17 protein-coding genes are annotated in these 16,288 nt (G+C 38.3%); 3 read left to right on the top strand and 14 right to left on the bottom strand.

Annotated elements, in window-relative coordinates:
* Positions 1-8 precede the first annotated feature (8 nt).
* From EW028_RS14365 to argF, 4 genes are all read right to left on the bottom strand, one after another.
* Positions 9-1,022 carry an LLM class flavin-dependent oxidoreductase gene (locus EW028_RS14365; protein WP_131521364.1) on the bottom strand — a complete coding sequence of 338 codons (1,014 nt, stop codon included), beginning with the start codon at positions 1,020-1,022 and terminating at the stop codon, positions 9-11.
* 45 nt (positions 1,023-1,067) lie between these two features.
* A complete protein-coding gene (locus tag EW028_RS14360) occupies positions 1,068-2,396 on the bottom strand; it encodes an LLM class flavin-dependent oxidoreductase (protein WP_131521363.1) in 1,329 nt (442 codons plus the stop codon).
* 143 nt (positions 2,397-2,539) lie between these two features.
* Positions 2,540-3,436, bottom strand: a complete 897-nt coding sequence (locus EW028_RS14355) for a LysR family transcriptional regulator (RefSeq protein ID WP_131521362.1) — start codon at positions 3,434-3,436, stop codon at positions 2,540-2,542.
* 296 nt (positions 3,437-3,732) lie between these two features.
* A complete protein-coding gene (gene argF / locus EW028_RS14350; RefSeq protein WP_131521361.1) occupies positions 3,733-4,698 on the bottom strand; it encodes an ornithine carbamoyltransferase in 966 nt (321 codons plus the stop codon).
* A gap of 243 nt (positions 4,699-4,941) precedes the next feature.
* On the opposite strand from argF, the gene EW028_RS14345 reads away from it, so the two are divergent.
* Positions 4,942-5,388, top strand: a complete 447-nt coding sequence (locus EW028_RS14345; protein ID WP_131521360.1) for a MarR family winged helix-turn-helix transcriptional regulator — start codon at positions 4,942-4,944, stop codon at positions 5,386-5,388.
* 22 nt (positions 5,389-5,410) lie between these two features.
* Complete coding sequence (locus tag EW028_RS14340; RefSeq protein ID WP_193767388.1) at positions 5,411-6,409, top strand: serine hydrolase domain-containing protein; 999 nt, start codon at positions 5,411-5,413, stop codon at positions 6,407-6,409.
* 353 nt (positions 6,410-6,762) lie between these two features.
* Here EW028_RS14340 and EW028_RS14335 read toward each other — a convergent pair whose 3' ends face one another.
* Together EW028_RS14335 and EW028_RS14330 are read right to left on the bottom strand one after the other, a co-directional pair.
* Entirely contained in the window at positions 6,763-7,851 is a 1,089-nt protein-coding gene (locus EW028_RS14335; protein WP_016994857.1) for a M42 family metallopeptidase, read from the bottom strand.
* Positions 7,852-7,945: 94 nt separating this feature from the next.
* Positions 7,946-8,431, bottom strand: a complete 486-nt coding sequence (locus EW028_RS14330; RefSeq protein WP_054549960.1) for a dUTP diphosphatase — start codon at positions 8,429-8,431, stop codon at positions 7,946-7,948.
* Between the two features lie 105 nt (positions 8,432-8,536).
* Between EW028_RS14330 and EW028_RS14325 the strand changes: the two genes are divergently transcribed.
* Positions 8,537-8,932: a hypothetical protein gene (locus EW028_RS14325; RefSeq protein ID WP_004226335.1), complete on the top strand. Its 396-nt coding sequence runs from the start codon at positions 8,537-8,539 to the stop codon at positions 8,930-8,932.
* Positions 8,933-8,955: 23 nt separating this feature from the next.
* On the opposite strand, the gene EW028_RS14320 is transcribed toward EW028_RS14325, so the two are convergent.
* The 8 genes from EW028_RS14320 to nrdR form a co-directional block, all read right to left on the bottom strand.
* Positions 8,956-9,219: a DUF1294 domain-containing protein gene (locus EW028_RS14320; protein ID WP_048393614.1), complete on the bottom strand. Its 264-nt coding sequence runs from the start codon at positions 9,217-9,219 to the stop codon at positions 8,956-8,958.
* 146 nt (positions 9,220-9,365) lie between these two features.
* Positions 9,366-9,725, bottom strand: coding sequence for a 50S ribosomal protein L20 (gene rplT / locus EW028_RS14315; RefSeq protein ID WP_025114500.1), 360 nt, complete (start codon positions 9,723-9,725; stop codon positions 9,366-9,368).
* 57 nt (positions 9,726-9,782) lie between these two features.
* The gene (gene rpmI, locus EW028_RS14310) at positions 9,783-9,983 is read right to left on the bottom strand and encodes a 50S ribosomal protein L35 (RefSeq protein ID WP_004226312.1); all 201 of its coding nucleotides are present in this window, start codon (positions 9,981-9,983) and stop codon (positions 9,783-9,785) included.
* 31 nt (positions 9,984-10,014) lie between these two features.
* Positions 10,015-10,518, bottom strand: a complete 504-nt coding sequence (infC, locus tag EW028_RS14305; protein ID WP_016994853.1) for a translation initiation factor IF-3 — start codon at positions 10,516-10,518, stop codon at positions 10,015-10,017.
* 415 nt (positions 10,519-10,933) lie between these two features.
* Positions 10,934-12,865, bottom strand: a complete 1,932-nt coding sequence (thrS, locus tag EW028_RS14300; protein ID WP_103118643.1) for a threonine--tRNA ligase — start codon at positions 12,863-12,865, stop codon at positions 10,934-10,936.
* 554 nt (positions 12,866-13,419) lie between these two features.
* Positions 13,420-14,358 (bottom strand): primosomal protein DnaI, encoded by a 939-nt coding sequence (dnaI, locus tag EW028_RS14295; protein ID WP_227744960.1) that lies wholly within the window; start codon positions 14,356-14,358, stop codon positions 13,420-13,422.
* A gap of 2 nt (positions 14,359-14,360) precedes the next feature.
* Entirely contained in the window at positions 14,361-15,743 is a 1,383-nt protein-coding gene (locus tag EW028_RS14290; protein WP_227744956.1) for a replication initiation and membrane attachment family protein, read from the bottom strand.
* Between the two features lie 16 nt (positions 15,744-15,759).
* Positions 15,760-16,230: a transcriptional regulator NrdR gene (gene nrdR / locus EW028_RS14285; protein ID WP_004226277.1), complete on the bottom strand. Its 471-nt coding sequence runs from the start codon at positions 16,228-16,230 to the stop codon at positions 15,760-15,762.
* Positions 16,231-16,288: the final 58 nt, after the last annotated feature.

Here is a 16,288-nt window from a genome sequence, read left to right as displayed (position 1 = left end):
TGACCTCCTTAGATTGCCTTCACCTTTTGTTGTAATTGCAAATGGACAGGACTTAAAAGCTCAAACGAACGTTGACGTTCAAATTCCTTCAAGATGGGTGTATGCAAAATAAATTCATCAATTTGGAATCGTACATGGTAGTCATCTAAGTTGGCTCTAATGTCTTCTGCTGTACCGTATAAAATATCGGCCTCATACTGCTCCACCGTGTATTCCTCTCCTGATTCCTGACCAAATTTCTCTGCTAGCTCTACTGATTGTAGTGTCAAGCTTCTGCCACTTGCTAAATGGACCTTTGTGATTTTTTGATCTCCAATTAGCTCTTTCGCTTCCTTTTTGCTTGGAGCAGCAAGTGCGGCAATGGAAAGCGCAAAAATACCGTTTGGATGATGACTGCGATAGGTTGAAGCTGCTTGTGCCAAAACCTTATTGTCGCTATTAATAAATCGAGCAAAGACGAAGGCAATGCCAAGTTTCCCTGCAAGAGTAGCACTTTCTGGGCTAGCACCTAGTAAAAATAATGCTGGCTTTTTCTGCGGTATCGGCGTTGCTTGTATGCCATATAGTTCGTGCTCTTTTGGTATGGTTTGTTCGATCAATTGCTGTAATAATGTTAGTCTCTCTTCAAAATCTTTCCCCTGGTTAAGGGTGCCATATTGTAGAGCCTTTGTTGAAAGTGGTAAGCCACCAGGGGCTTTACCAATGCCCAAATCTACACGTTCTGGCTCCAATGATGCTAGAACATGGAAATTTTCTGCTACTTTATAGGGGCTATAATGCTGTAGCATAACCCCTCCTGATCCAATTTGAATGGATTTGGTTTTGGCAAGTAAATAAGAAACTAATACTTCTGGAGAAGAGCCTGCTAATGATTCTGTATGATGATGCTCCGATACCCAAAAACGTGAATAGCCTAACTGCTCAGCTCGTTGTGCTAAAGCCACCGTTTTTTGTAATGTTTGTTCATTGCTTGCTCCTTCAATAATAGGGCTTTGATCTAATATGCCTAATGTATAACTCATACAATCACTCCCAATCTCTTTTATTCAAATTAATTTACTAGGTTTTTAGACAGACTGTTTAACATAGCGACTTTCCTTGAAGGGTAAACCTAAATTCCCTCGCAAAGTATCTGCCTCATAGTCTTTACGATAAAGCCCTCTTGCTTGTAAAATTGGCACTACTTTATCAACAAAATCTTCAAGAGCACCAGGGACTGTCACGCCAATAATAAAGCCATCTGCTGCTTTCTTTTCAAACCATTCTTGTACAAGATCTGCTACTTGCTCAGCTGTCCCAAAAAAGGCTGTTTTTGGTGTCGCCTCGCGTAAAGCGACTTGACGTAATGTCAAACCCTCTTGCTTAGCATATCGTTTAATATAATCGGTTGTGCTTCTAAAGCTATTGGCTCCAATATCCCCTAACTCAGGAAACGGTGCATCCACATCGTATTGGGTAAAATCATGATGGTCGAAGTAACGTCCAAGATATGCAAGAGCACGGTCTATGGAAACTAACTCAACAATTTCTTGATATTTCGCCTCTGCTTCCTCCACCGTATCGCCAATAATTGGTGATATACCTGGAAAAATCTTTACTTCTTCGGGATTTCGTCCAAATGTTGCCACCTCTTTTTTTACTCTCGAGTAAAATTTCTGTGCCTCTTCAATAGATGCCCCATGTGTGAAAATGGCATCTGCCTCTTTTGCAGCTAATCGAATGCCTGCATCAGACGACCCAGCCTGGAAAATAACGGGCTGGCCTTGCTTTGTTCGACCAATATTGAGTGGTCCTTGGACTGAAAAATATCGCCCTTTATGATGTAATGTGTGTAATTTTTCTGGATCAAAAAATTGATCATTGTCGACATCTGTAATAAACGCATCATCATCCCACGAGTCCCATAAGCCCTTGACAACCTCTAAATGTTCTTCCGCAATTTGATAGCGTTCTGCATGGCTAGGATGTTGGTCGATTGTTTTGTTATAGTTCAAAGCAGTACTTTCTAATGGTGTCGTTACAACATTCCATCCAGCACGCCCAGCACTAATATGATCTAATGAAGCGAATTGGCGTGCTACTGTAAATGGTTCGCTATAGGAAGTTGAGACTGTTCCAACTAATCCAATGTTTTTCGTCGCTACTGCTAAAGCCGATAAGATTGTAATAGGTTCAAATCGATTTAAAAAATGAGGGATGGATTTTTCGTTAATAAATAAACCATCCGCAATAAATGCTACATCAAATTTTCCCTGCTCTGCTTTCTGAGCCTGTTGAATATAGAAAGGTAAGCTTACACTTTGATTGCTCGCCACCTTTGGATGACGCCAACCAGAAATATTTCCTCCTACCCCATGAATAATTGCTCCAAATCGAATTTTATCCTGTCTAGCCATGTCATTTCCTCCTCATTTTTTACTTTACTAAACATAGTGGTTAAGTATGTTTTATTGGATTGAGAATGATATTACCGTTCCTTTCGACGATATGCAATAGGTCCAGTAATAGAAAAAATTTTATGTGGTGATAAAATATTTTATCAATACGTGTCTTCTATGCCTTCATAATGCTTAGCTGTTTCACAAATTGTCTGCCAAAAGGCTGATGGCAACGTCTCTTTCTCTTTATAGGTTAAAAATATATGTTGATTCATATCCAGTAAATGCTTGACGTCTATCTCCACAAATTCACCGCTTTCCAGTTCCTTTTTGATGCATAGATGTGGTAAAAAGCTTAGATAGTCTTTTGTCCGAATAAATTCTTTGGCAACTTCTAAATGATCTGTTCGTACTTCAATATTGGCTGCTACTCCCTCTACCTCGAACATTTTATGCACATAATTCCAATCAAACGCCCCACATTCAAAAAACACCATTTTCTGTTGAGCTAATTCTTTTGCTTGAATAAGTTCATCTAGTTGTAATGGGTGATCACGGTGTTTGACAAGTTTCACTGTATTGTTCAATAAAAGCTCGTTCTCAATGCCATCCCCATGTACATATTGAATAAAGCCGAGATGAATTTGGTGGCTTTGTAGCTTTTCTAAAATGTTTGTTGTGGAACCTGTAAATAATTGAAAACGCAAATAAGGGAATTGCTCTTTCCATTTAGGCAATGCATAGGCTAAGAAATACTGGGCTGTTACGCCGTTTGCACCAATACATACCTCATCGGTCTCCTGCGTTTCTTCTAATTGCTTCTTTCCTTGCTGAAATGTTTGCACAATTTGCGTGGCAAATGGTAAAAAGTCTCTCCCTTTCTCTGATACGCTCACACTTCTTCCATCTCGGTAAAATAACTCAACACCTAGCTCTCGTTCTAATGACTTAATACGTGCAGTTACAGTTGGCTGTGAAAGAAATAATGCATTGGCTGCTTTATGGATACTTTTGTAATGGACAACATATAAAAATGCCTCGATATGATCTATATTCACGAGGAGTTCACCCCTTCATTACTTATTTAACCTATTATATAAATAATCCCTTATTTTCTCTATAACTTATAAGAAAACTATGTTTTATATTTTTGACAAAGAAAAAAGTAACCCAGCTTCTCCCAGGTTACTTTCCTATGTAGCGATGTAGCCATCCATCTTGACAACAAACATCGCACGTGGTGAACATCCCTCTGTCTGCCTACCACTTTTATGTTATTCACATGAACACCCTCTGTTGTCCATGTAAACTCTATCTATCGTACTTCTCAACTCGAGAAAGCATATGTCTATATTTAAGCTAAAATCGATGCTAATACAGCTTTTTGAGCATGCAATCTATTTTCGGCTTGCTCAAAGATGTAAGAATTAGGTCCGTCAATAACTGAAGTCGCAACCTCTTCCTCACGATGTGCTGGTAAGCAATGTAAGAACATATAATTTGGTTTTGCATAGGCTACTAGCTCATCATTAATTTGATAGCCAGCAAAATCTTGTAAACGTTTTGCTGTTTCTTCCTCTTGCCCCATAGATGTCCAAACATCTGCATAGACGACATCTGCATTTAATACTGCTTCAACAGGATCATTCGTGATCATAATCGTACTGCCATTTGCTGCCGCAATCGCCTGTGCTTTAGCGATGACTTCCCCATCACATTCATACCCTACAGGTGTCGCAACAGCTACATTCATGCCAACGTGTGCTGAAGCTACTACGAGTGAATGTGCTACATTGTTGCCATCACCTACATAGGCAATTTTAAGTCCTTTTAACATGCCTTTATTTTCTGCAATCGTCTCTAAATCAGCTAATGCCTGGCAGGGATGATAAATATCCGTTAATCCATTGATGACAGGGATTGCTGCATGCTCTGCCAGCTCTTTGACCATTTTGTGAGAGTTTGCGCGAATCATAATGCCATCTAAATAGCCAGATAATACATGCGCTGTATCGTAAATTGATTCACCACGACCAATTTGCAAATCACGCGCATGCATAAACATGCTTTTCCCACCTAATTGATTCATACCAACTTCAAATGAAATACGTGTACGAGTTGAATGTTTCTCAAAAATCATACCAAGCGTTTTACCTTCTAGTAATCTTGGACATTTCCCCTCTTTTGTAATCATTTTAAGCTGTGTTGCTAATTCAATAAGATCTTGAACCTCTTGACTTGTATAGTCTAGCAAAGTTAGTAGATCTTTTCCTTTTAAACTAGTCACTAACTTTAACTGTACTTCTTCGAGTAATTTCATAGCCTTCGCTCCTTATATCGTTGCTGTTGAAATTAGTATAACATGCATAAATATAAAATCAACTGAATTTTTATAATAAATTTTAATTATTATTCATTTGTTATTAAATGTGACGAAAATTCGTCAAAACGAATATTTATGCATATTTCCTTTTTTATTAAACAAACATATTCTTAAATAATTGCATTATAGTTTATATGCATTCATAATTAATGTATATTAACTATTTAGGCGGTGAAAGAAATGGAAAACGAGCTGATACAGCTGGTCAAAGAGCTGAACCAAGTAGAGTATGAAACAAATGTGATGCTAACAGAAGAATTTTCCACCCTATTAGACGAAACATTAACTACAAAGCAAGCACTATTTTTAAGCCTTCTTCAAACACATGGTCCTTTGCAAACCTTCGAATTAGCAAAGTTGATGGGGACCTCTGCTAGTGCTGTAAGTCAATTAGTAGGAAGACTAGAACAGGAGAGCTTTATAAAAAGAACCGTAAATAAAAAGGATCGTAGAGAAATCATCATCGAGTTAGATACGCGGGGCTTTGATTATTTTCAAAAACAGGAAAAAATTGAGTTAGCCATTATCAATAAATACTATTCACAGCTCGCTAAAGAGGATTTACTGCAATTAAAAGAAATATTTACGAAGCTCCATGCTATTGTCTCTAGCGCTCAAAAAAATTAGCGATGGAAAAGGAGGAATATTTGTGGATTTAAATGATTTAAAAAAGGATATTTTTAAAATTGCTTATCCTTACGTAAAGACTCGTCCGAATGTAATCCTATCCATTGGTGTTATTTGTCGTAATCTAGATGCTGCTTTTATATTCAACGGCTCAAATGTCACATATGATAAAAAACCCTATATCTATGAAATTGGATCAATCTCTAAAGTTTTCACAACATCCATGCTTGGGGAAATGATTCAAGAAGGAATCGTGAAGATAGAAGACTCTATCGCCAAATACTTTTCTGAAATTCCCGACAATCACCCTGTAACTTTGAGGCATTTGGCAAATCACACATCTGGTCTACCGGGATTTGGTGTACTGAAGAACATCTATAATCTTTTTGATAACCAAACACCTCGTGACCCCTTTTGTCCCTACTCATTGAATGAGGCAATACAGTATTTTAAAACCCATACCCAGGAGCCTAAAGTTAAGTTTAGATATTCTAATGTAGGAATGGGCCTTTTAGGATATTTATTAGCAAATGAACTTCACACTGACTTTGAAACAGCCATTACTCGTAGAATCGTAGAACCTTTAAATTTAACGAATACCTTTATTTCTATCCCCCCCTCTAAAGAAAATACCGTATTGAAGGGATATTCTGTTCGGGGACATAACAAGCCCCCACTTGAAATGAATGAATTTATGGCAGCGGGCGCTATACGATCCACTGTTGATGATTTATTAAAATTTTTAAAAATACACGTTGGCAATCGAAATTCAGGCTATTTATTAACACACCAAGCTACTCATACTATTTCAAAAGATGTAAGCATCGGATTAGGATGGGTACTTGAAGACGATATTATTTGGCATAACGGATCAACAAAAGGCTTCTCTAGTTATCTAGGGTTTAATAAAAAACAGCAAACAGGTGTCGTGATTCTATCCAATTATCGATCCTCTATACTTGCAACCAATCCTCTTGAAATGGGGAAAAGTATCTTACAGCTTTTAGAAAATTCTTTATAGCGAAATCGGGGTGTTTCTTGGATGGTATAAAAGGAAATACCCTATTCTTCACAAGAACTCGCTTGTAGCTCCTATACACCTCTTGAAACCTATCCACCTTCACTCATTCTCAGTAATCTTGGCCCGCTAAACGTTTCTAGAAGCTAGCAATGGTTCTTATCATAAGCTAACTTAACATACTTTGGCTGTTGCTCAGTTAAAAGCAACTGTCAGTTTGCTCGCAGATATTTTCCATTAATTTATATTTTGATTTCTATAAAATATTAGCAAGTCCTAATTGGCCTTGGAATGAGTAAAAAAGCCTCCTAACATTTTGTTAGAAGGCAAAATCATGCTATATCTATTTAGCAGTATCAGTCAAAAGTAATTTTATTGACTGCATCACGGTCTAATTTTTTAATGACTTCTACCATTAATTTAACGGCATTATCATAATCATCACGATGTAGGATACCTGCATGTGAATGAATATAGCGTGTTGCAATACCGATTGATAGTGCTGGTACACCATTTGCTGTTACGTGGATGGAGCCAGCATCTGTACCACCGCCAGCCATCGCTTCAAATTGATATGGAATATTGTGCTCATCTGCTACATCTAATACGAATTCACGTAAGCCACGATGTGAAACCATAGATGCATCATACACAACGATTTGAGGGCCTGCCCCCATCTTACTCGTTGATTCTTTGGCTGTAACTCCAGGCGTATCTCCTGCTACACCTACGTCCACTGCAAATCCAATATCTGGTTGGATTTTATGTGTAGCAGTTTTTGCACCGCGAAGTCCAACTTCTTCTTGTACATTCCCTACAGAATAAAGAATATTAGGGTGCTTTTCATTTTGTAACGCTTTCATAACATCAATCGCGATTGCACAGCCGATACGGTTATCCCAAGCTTTAGCTAATAGATACTTATCATTTTTCATTACATTAAACTCAAAGTACGGTGTTACCATATCGCCAGGACGTACGCCCCACTCAAGAACTTCATCTTTAGAAGCTGCACCAATGTCGATAAACATATCTTTGATGTCTACTACTTTATTACGTACATCAGCAGGTAAAATATGAGGTGGCTTTGAACCAATAACCCCAATTACTTCATCGCCCTTACGTGTAGTAATTGTTACACGCTGTGCAAGCATAACTTGGCTCCACCAGCCACCTACTGTTTGGAATTTGATAAAGCCTTTGTCATCAATTTGTGTAACCATGAAGCCTACTTCATCTAAATGTCCTGCTACAACAATTTTAGGACCGTTTTCATCGCCAACTTTTTTAGCAATGACACTACCTAAGTTATCTGTTTCTACAGTATCTGCATATGGTGCAATGTATTTTTTCATGACCTCACGCGGTGCACGTTCATTACCTGCGATACCATTCGCATCTGTTAAATCTTTAAACATTTGTAATGTTGGATCTAGTTGTGTCATCCTTTTGCCTCCTACTTCTTGTATCTATTTTATTATACTTCGTTTACCGAAATATTCCTAGCTTAATCGTCTGAAAATTGGTGTATTTCTTACTTTAATAACCTGAGCGCTGCCGATGATAATTTTCTTGATTTTTTTCAAGATAAGCACCCACCACATCCTCAAATGTAAAACCGAGATTATACGCTAGTAACCCATAGTATTGCCAAATAGCTAAATAACGCTCCTCTGTAGGTTGATGAATAAATGCTAAAATAACACTTTGTGTTTCTAAAAAAGTAGCTGTTAAATCTTTGTTTTCTTCTACGAAAGGCCACATTTCAATCGATGTATAGCCCTTTAATAAGCCAAGAGATAAGATAAAATGAATCGAATCTACATATTCTTCTAAAATGACTTCACGTGCTGATGGTCCCTTTGTGCTCCAAAATTTAAAGCAACGTGTTTCATTAGCAAGCTCAGCTAGCTCCACTAGTAAGGCTAAGCCCTTTTCCTGAAACACATCTTGCTGAATATTTTGTGTTTGCTCGATAAAATCATCAAGCTCTTTTTGCATGGTAAACAATTGTTGTAAATTCATTTTTTTCTCCTAAATTTCTAAAAAATTTTTTATAAAAAGTGAAACTATTTGACCCTTCTAATCGTATAGGAAAGAATAACCTTTCTTCAAGGGGGAAATTTAAACATGTTGCCGTTACTAATTCGACTTGCTGTAATAGCGCTTATTATTTATGTATTTTACAAAGCGATTCGTTATATAACCGATCCTAAACGCAAACTTGATGAAGCCTATGAAAAAGGCCAGTATTATTTCTATGATGACGTTAAAAATGTCCGAAAAAATTTCTTTATTTCCTATAAGGGTGCTCTTTTTGAAGGTGAAAAATACCTAGGCACAACAGAGGATGCATTTGAGGTTGTAACCATTTTCGTCGGTGCGCGTGATGCTGCAACATTACAAGGCTTCAGCAAAAGCGACTTTGAATATTTGCAGCAAGAAATATTATTGAACTATCCAAGCGCCAAAATCAATTGGAAGCAGCCCATTGAACAGCTTATGCGAAACACATCCCCGTCATGAGGATGTGTTTTAATTATTCTCATTTATGTCCAGAGCTGCACAATGATAAAAATTTGTATGGCTGCAAGTAGGGGAAAACCAAATGCAAAACGATTATGACGTGTTTTGTGGCGGAATAAATACATACCCAATACACCCCCAGCTGCCCCTCCTGCTATGGCTAGTGTAAATAATGTACGCTCTGCTATACGCCATTCATGATTCTTTGCTCGTGATTTATCCATCCCCATTAAAATGAGCAATACAATTGATACAATGCTCATATAAGCTAATAATGCTTGTCCCATCTCTTACTCCTTTAAAACCGTGATACTATTAATCTAACACAAAAAAGACTGATGGAAAAACCCATCAGTCTTTTTATTGCACTTATGATATTTCACACCTGTCGCTAAGCTTTCGGTGCAGAAATAATAGTGAATGTTGTCAGCTATTATTTAGCTACTGCTTTTTTAGCAGCGTCTGCTAATTGAGTGAATGCTGTAGCATCAGTTACTGCAAGGTCAGCTAACATTTTACGGTTAACTTCAATACCTGCAACTTTTAAACCGTGCATTAAACGGCTATAAGAAAGACCGTTCATACGAGCAGCTGCGTTGATACGAGTGATCCATAATTTACGGAAATCACGTTTTTTCTGACGACGGTCACGGTATGCATATTGACCTGATTTCATTACTGCTTGGTTAGCAACTTTGTATAATGTATGTTTTGAACCATAGTAACCTTTAGCTAATTTCAATACTTTTTTACGACGTTTGCGCGTCACTGTTCCGCCTTTTACGCGTGGCATATGAATTACCTCCTGCTTTTCATTTAAAAATGAATGTTAGTATTTTTTTGTAGTCAATTATTTCATGTAAACAAGTAAAGATTTGATGCGTTTGAAGTCACCAGATGATACGATGTTTGCTTTACGTAGGTGACGTTTTTGTTTCGTAGATTTGTTTGCGAATAAGTGGCTTCCATAAGCACGGTCGTATTTTAATTTACCTGAACCCGTTTTTTTGAAACGTTTCGCAGCTCCACGGTGAGTTTTCATTTTTGGCATGTCGAATTCCTCCTAAACTGTTCGTCTAATATTATTTCTCGTTCTTTGGTTGAAGAACTAAGAACATGCTTCGGCCTTCCATCTTCGGTTTTTGTTCTACCGTTGATACTTCAGCACAAGCTTCAGCAAAACGATCTAACACACGTTGACCAATCTCTTTGTGTGTGATCGCACGACCTTTGAAACGTAGGCTACATTTTACTTTATCGCCTTTTTCAAGGAATTTAATCGCATTACGTAACTTCGTTTGGAAATCATGCTCATCGATTGTTGGGCTCAAACGAACCTCTTTCATTACGATGACCTTTTGATTCTTACGAATTTCACGGTCTTTCTTTTGCTGTTCAAACTTAAATTTACCATAGTCCATGATACGAGCGACTGGCGGCTTGGCTTGAGGGGCCACAAGGACAAGATCCAAGTTTACACGAGCGGCGATTTCTAGCGCTTCATTACGTGTCTTTACACCAAGCTGGTCACCATTGTGATCGATTAATCGAAGTTCACGTGCGCGAATGCCTTCGTTTACATACATGTCTTTGCTAATAGTAATCCACCTCCAAGTAGTTGTCGCGAATACATGGTTTGGGCAAAGCCTTGCCCGGTTGAACGGTACATCCTCTCGTCATGTCCATAAAAAAAGGACGGACATTTTTGAAGATGTCCGCCCGCTATATGTGCATGCGCAAGTCTACGCAAAACAATTCAACGTGTCATACCTGTTCACAGCCTTTAAAGCGTTGTATCAGGTGAGAAGCGGGCAGCCTCTACTTCAACCACAAACTTTGTATTCATTAACCTTAATTATATTAGCATGTATATGATAAGCTGTCAAATATTTATTTTCTTATCAGTGCTAACATAACCAAAATGAAGCTCTTCTATACAAATGCAAGATTTATTTTATACAGAAACCCTCACTTTGGCAAGCAAGGGTCTCTAGTTAAAGCTTATTTTGTAATTTCTGCTTTAATAGCTGCTAGGAAATCCTCAAAGCTAATTGTTTCGGAATCTTTCGAGCCATAACGTCGAACATTCACGCCATTTGCCTCAACCTCTTTATCCCCGATAACAAGCATATAAGGAATCTTTTTCATTTGTGCCTCACGGATTTTATAGCCTAACTTCTCTTCACGATCATCCATTTCCACACGTAAACCAGCTGCTGTCAGTTGCTCTTCAATTTGCTTTGCATAGTCGAAGTGAGCTTCATTCGATACTGGAATAACTTCAACTTGTACTGGTGCTAACCAAGTTGGGAATGCTCCTTTGTATTCTTCAATTAAGAAGGCAACAAAACGTTCCATTGTTGATACAACACCACGGTGGATAACAACTGGACGATGAGGCTTACCATCTTCCCCAACATAAGTTAGGTCGAAGCGCTCTGGTAATAAGAAGTCTAATTGAACTGTAGATAAAGTCTCTTCTTTACCAATCGCTGTTTTTACCTGAACGTCAAGTTTAGGACCATAGAATGCAGCCTCACCTTCCGCTTCAAAGTAGTCTAAGCCAAGTTCATCCATTGCTTCTTTTAGCATGCTTTGTGCTTTTTCCCACATTGCATCATCATCGAAGTATTTCTCAGTATCTGCTGGGTCGCGATAAGATAAACGGAATGAGTAATCATTAAGATCGAAATCTTTATAAACCTCTAAAATTAACTGTACTACTTTTTGGAATTCCGCTTTAATTTGATCTGGGCGAACAAAAATATGGGCATCATTTAATGTCATCCCACGAACACGTTGTAAGCCTGAAACCGCCCCTGACATTTCGTAACGGTGCATTGTGCCAAGCTCTGCAATACGCAATGGTAGATTACGATATGAATGCATGCTGTTTTTGTACACCATCATATGGTGAGGACAGTTCATTGGACGCATAATTAATGTTTCATTATCCATTTCCATTGGTGGGAAAATTGAATCTTGATAATGATCCCAGTGACCAGAAGTTTGATAAAGCTCTTTAGAACCTAATACGGGTGTATAAACGTGCTTATAGCCAAGTGATAATTCTTTATCGACAATATAACGTTCAATAACACGACGAATTGTTGCACCATTTGGTAACCAAAGTGGTAAACCTTGGCCAACCTTTTGGGAAGTTGTAAACAGTTCTAATTCTTTTCCGATTTTACGGTGATCACGTTCTTTTGCTTCTTCTAGCATTTGAAGGTGGTGTTTTAATTCCTCTTTTTTGAAGAACGCTGTACCATAAATACGTTGTAACATTTTGTTATCAGAGTTCCCTCTCCAGTAAGCACCCGCTAATGATAAAAGCTTGAATTCACGAAGTTTACCCGTAGATGGTACGTGGATACCACGGCAAAGATCAAAAAACTCGCCTTGATAATAAATAGATACTTGCTCATCTGCAGGAATGGCTTCAAGTAATTCTAATTTATACTCATCGCCAATTTCTTCATAAAGGGCTTGTGCTTCAGCACGGCTTACATTTTTGCGTTCCACCTCAAGGTTTTCAGCAATAATTTTCTTCATTTCTTTTTCAATGGCTGGTAGATCTTCAGCAGTGATTGGTGTTGGTGAGTCGATATCATAGTAGAAACCACCTTCAATTACTGGACCAATACCAAGCTTTACATCTGGGAATAGACGTTTAATAGCTTGCGCTGTTAAATGGGCAGTTGAGTGACGTAAAATTTCAAGTGCTGCCTCATCATCTTGTGTAATGATTGCAATAGTTGCATCCTCTTCAATTGGTGTTTTTAAATCCACTAACACACCATTAATTTTACCTGCATACGCTTTTTTACGTAAGCCAGGGCTAATAGATAATGCTACGTCATCCGTTGATGTGCCTTTTGCAAATTCCTTTACAGCGCCATCTGGGAAAGTTAATTTAATCATTTCTGACATAATCTTTGCACTCCTTTGTTTTTGATAAATACATCATGCTTGATGATTGGCTGGAGCAATATTTGTGTGACTCTACGGCTTGGTTTGAGCGGAGTCATTGCTTTTTTAAGCATTTCTCAGTGCAATCGGAGCGGCATCTTCATGCTTCTGAGTATTTTCTTACTCTCTATGAGCAAGTTAACCACTTTCGCGAGCGACTTATCTCCCTATATGAGCGGAGCCACCACTATTTCAATGAAATCTGAGAAAAATAAAAAAAGCTCCGTCCCTCACAAAAGGGACGAAGCGTATGCTCGTGGTTCCACCCTTCTTCCTTCCGACTTACATAAAGTCAGACGAAGCTCAAGGCTAGCTAACGGGCTAGGGACCGGCGAAAGATTATCCCTTTCGCTGCTCAGTAGGTAGTAAATAATGTGCCCATACTAGGAAGTTTTCAGCCGATGACTTCCCTCTCTAAAAGCTGATACACAAAATTCATGTCCTCATCAATGCATATTGATATTAAGTATATGAGTCAGTATACGCTCGATTGTCGAAAAATGCAACTATCAATGTTACATCCGACGATTTTTGCCTCGCATTTCGATCGGCACGGTTAGGGCTTTAATTCGCTCCATAATACGTCCCGCTTTGACAACCTCAATATCACCTTTTTGTGACTGAGCTAAGTGATGCTCTAATTCTTCATAGTTAAAATTAGACGTAATAAAAGTTGGCAATTGCTCTGCCATCCGATAATGGAAAATAGTCCCCAATATTTCATCACGTGTCCAGGCAGTCATTGTCTCCGCGCCTAAATCATCTAGCATTAAGACAGGAGCCTTTTTAATATAATCAATTTTCTCATTCAATGTATTATCGCCAATGGCATTTTTCATTTCTCGTAAAAACTCTGGAACGAAAACTACCACAGATTTAACTTTAATTCTAGCTAATTGATTGGCCAAAGCACCAAGTACAAAGGACTTCCCTACACCAAACTCACCGTATAAATAAAAGCCCTTTGTCGGTAGTTTTCCTGTTTCTATTATACTATCTACAAAATCTGTTGCTTTATTGGCAATATCGATTCGTGAATGGTCATCTATAAATAAATCACTTATTGTAGCTTGCAATACATCCTTTGGCATATGCATACTAGCGATCATGTTGGCAACATCTCGGCGCTCGTCCTCACGTATCTTTTGCTCACACTGGACATAATCAATCTCTAACGACTTTCTGACAACTCTTAACTGCGGGATGAAGCCTTTTAAATAATTTGTGCAATTGTCAGTATTGTCACAGCCACAGCACACAGTAGATTGACTAATATATTCTTGAAGCTTTGGTAGGTTTCGCTCAATGTTCTCGTAGTTTAGTTCTTCTGCATGTTGAGCTATAAATTCCTCCACACGCGGATGTTCTAAAATTTCTCGTCGCATCGCTTCATATCGTGCTTGAAATGAAGGTACATTAATTGCTCGTTTTAGTGGTCCATTAATGGGTTCGATTGTCATTCACCTACCTTATTTTGTATATTCCCTAATTTTTCAAGAATTTTTTGTCTTTCTTTTTCAAAATCAGTATGATCAATCGGGGATTCTCCTGCATCGGATTTATCATTTCGTTTATAGAACCATTCAGGCACTTTTTCTTCACGTTGATATCTTGAACGTCCTTTTGTCTGTTGACTCGTTTTATTGGACGTTTGCGGCTTGTTTTTCCAAGCTGTATATTTATCATGCTCTTGACGTGCAAGTTCCATTGCTTCCTTAGCGGTCTGAACATTTTTTCGTACCCAATGATCAGCAATCGTTTCCACATATTTTTTAGGGAGCTTCATATCTGTTGTTAGCATAACGTATTCTAACAATGCATTAACCACTCCAATTGGCATGCCATGTTGAACGATTAAATTTTCTGCAAGTTGGACTGAGGTTTGTAATGGTTCTTTACCATTATTTATATCTCTTAAAACTTGGACAGGCGCCGTTGTTTCTAAATAGTGTTGAAGTTCCTGATCCTTGGTTTTTTGTCCCGCTTCTGCTACTGGTAGAGGATCGGTGACACGGGCAAGTTTTGGCGGCTCCTTGGATACGGTTAATTTATAAAAATCAGCAGCAGCCTTTCGTAAACGTTCCTGAGAAATGCCTAAATCATCATCTAAAGCAAGTATGACTACTTTTTGCATATCAAGGGCTGTTAAATGATATAAAAATGCCAACTTGGCTATAGCTTCACGCACTTCAAATGTCAACAAATTGGAAGGTACCAATTGCTCAGACAAACCGGCTTGCAATAAATCAAAATCGAATTGCTCCAAATAAAATGGATACACTTTTTGTTTATCCTTAGGACTCGTATCCACTTGTAAATCTGATGGAATATTGGCATGAACAGGCTTGTAGACATCAATAAAAGCACGAGATACATCCTTAAACGCCGTGTCCTTTACAGGTGACATAAAGCGCTGACGTAAGTTGCGATAAGCCTGCTCTCCAATTTTACTAAACAAAAACATCGACAGTAGCGGGTCTTTCATAAAGCTATCTGCATCTAATGGGCGCTGTAGCTCATATAAAAAACTACGCTCACCAGCATTTTCTTTTTTCCATGTACGCAGCAAACCAATAGCTTCTAAAGCAATACGAGCCTCAAACACTTTACCAATTGGTAGCCCTAGCACATTCATTAAATAATAATGTGTCATTTGCTGCTTTGGCATTTGCTCTGCTTCTGCCCATAATGTTAAATAGAGGCTAACTGGCTCTGATCCCGTTAATGGTTGATAAAATAATGTAACTAATTGACGCTCTTGTGTAGAAAATGCATGAGGTAGACGAATGTCGAAAGGATCGCCAGGCTGCAATTCCTTATATAAATGAATCAACGGCATTCATCCTCTCTGTTTGCTATGATTTCTTCTCCGTTTGACGTTGAATAATGTCTTTTATTTCTTCAATAAAGACATTGATATCTTTAAACTGACGGTAGACCGACGCAAAACGCACATAGGCAACCTCATCAATTTTGGCTAAGCGGTCCATGACCATTTCGCCAACATCTTCTGAGCGTACTTCCGAATTTCCAATACGACGAAGATCTTTTTCAATGGACAGAACAAGTTCCTCCAGCACATCAAGTGCCACTGGACGTTTTTCACAAGCACGAATAAGCCCACGAAGCACCTTCTCACGGCTAAACTCTTCTCGTGAACCTTCTTTTTTCACAACGACTAATGGTGTCTCTTCAATTTTTTCAAACGTTGTAAAACGGAAGCCACATGACTCACATTCACGACGTCTACGAATTTCTTTATTATCATCTACTGGCCTCGAATCCACAACACGCGTTCCGTTAAATTGGCAAGATGGACATCTCATATAATTACTCTCCTGGTTTACAACAATTTAATATATCTATTATAACAAATTTCCTACA

This window comes from Lysinibacillus sp. OL1, from assembly GCF_004332175.1.
GTDB lineage: Bacteria > Bacillota > Bacilli > Bacillales_A > Planococcaceae > Lysinibacillus > Lysinibacillus capsici.
The sequence above is the reverse complement of the archived record's forward strand: the minus strand, read 5'-3'. Positions and strand labels throughout refer to the sequence as shown.

Bases quoted from the DNA above. Each gene is read 5' to 3' on its own strand.
- EW028_RS14365 (WP_131521364.1), bottom strand. From the start codon at position 1,022: ATGAGTTATACATTAGGCATATTAGATCAAAGCCCTATTATTGAAGGA.
- EW028_RS14360 (WP_131521363.1), bottom strand. From the start codon at position 2,396: ATGGCTAGACAGGATAAAATTCGATTTGGAGCAATTATTCATGGGGTA.
- argF (WP_131521361.1), bottom strand. From the start codon at position 4,698: ATGAAATTACTCGAAGAAGTACAGTTAAAGTTAGTGACTAGTTTAAAA.
- EW028_RS14345 (WP_131521360.1), top strand. From the start codon at position 4,942: ATGGAAAACGAGCTGATACAGCTGGTCAAAGAGCTGAACCAAGTAGAG.
- EW028_RS14335 (WP_016994857.1), bottom strand. From the start codon at position 7,851: ATGACACAACTAGATCCAACATTACAAATGTTTAAAGATTTAACAGAT.
- EW028_RS14330 (WP_054549960.1), bottom strand. From the start codon at position 8,431: ATGAATTTACAACAATTGTTTACCATGCAAAAAGAGCTTGATGATTTT.
- EW028_RS14325 (WP_004226335.1), top strand. From the start codon at position 8,537: ATGTTGCCGTTACTAATTCGACTTGCTGTAATAGCGCTTATTATTTAT.
- EW028_RS14320 (WP_048393614.1), bottom strand. From the start codon at position 9,219: ATGGGACAAGCATTATTAGCTTATATGAGCATTGTATCAATTGTATTG.
- rplT (WP_025114500.1), bottom strand. From the start codon at position 9,725: ATGCCACGCGTAAAAGGCGGAACAGTGACGCGCAAACGTCGTAAAAAA.
- rpmI (WP_004226312.1), bottom strand. From the start codon at position 9,983: ATGCCAAAAATGAAAACTCACCGTGGAGCTGCGAAACGTTTCAAAAAA.
- infC (WP_016994853.1), bottom strand. From the start codon at position 10,518: ATGTATGTAAACGAAGGCATTCGCGCACGTGAACTTCGATTAATCGAT.
- thrS (WP_103118643.1), bottom strand. From the start codon at position 12,865: ATGTCAGAAATGATTAAATTAACTTTCCCAGATGGCGCTGTAAAGGAA.
- EW028_RS14290 (WP_227744956.1), bottom strand. From the start codon at position 15,743: ATGCCGTTGATTCATTTATATAAGGAATTGCAGCCTGGCGATCCTTTC.
- nrdR (WP_004226277.1), bottom strand. From the start codon at position 16,230: ATGAGATGTCCATCTTGCCAATTTAACGGAACGCGTGTTGTGGATTCG.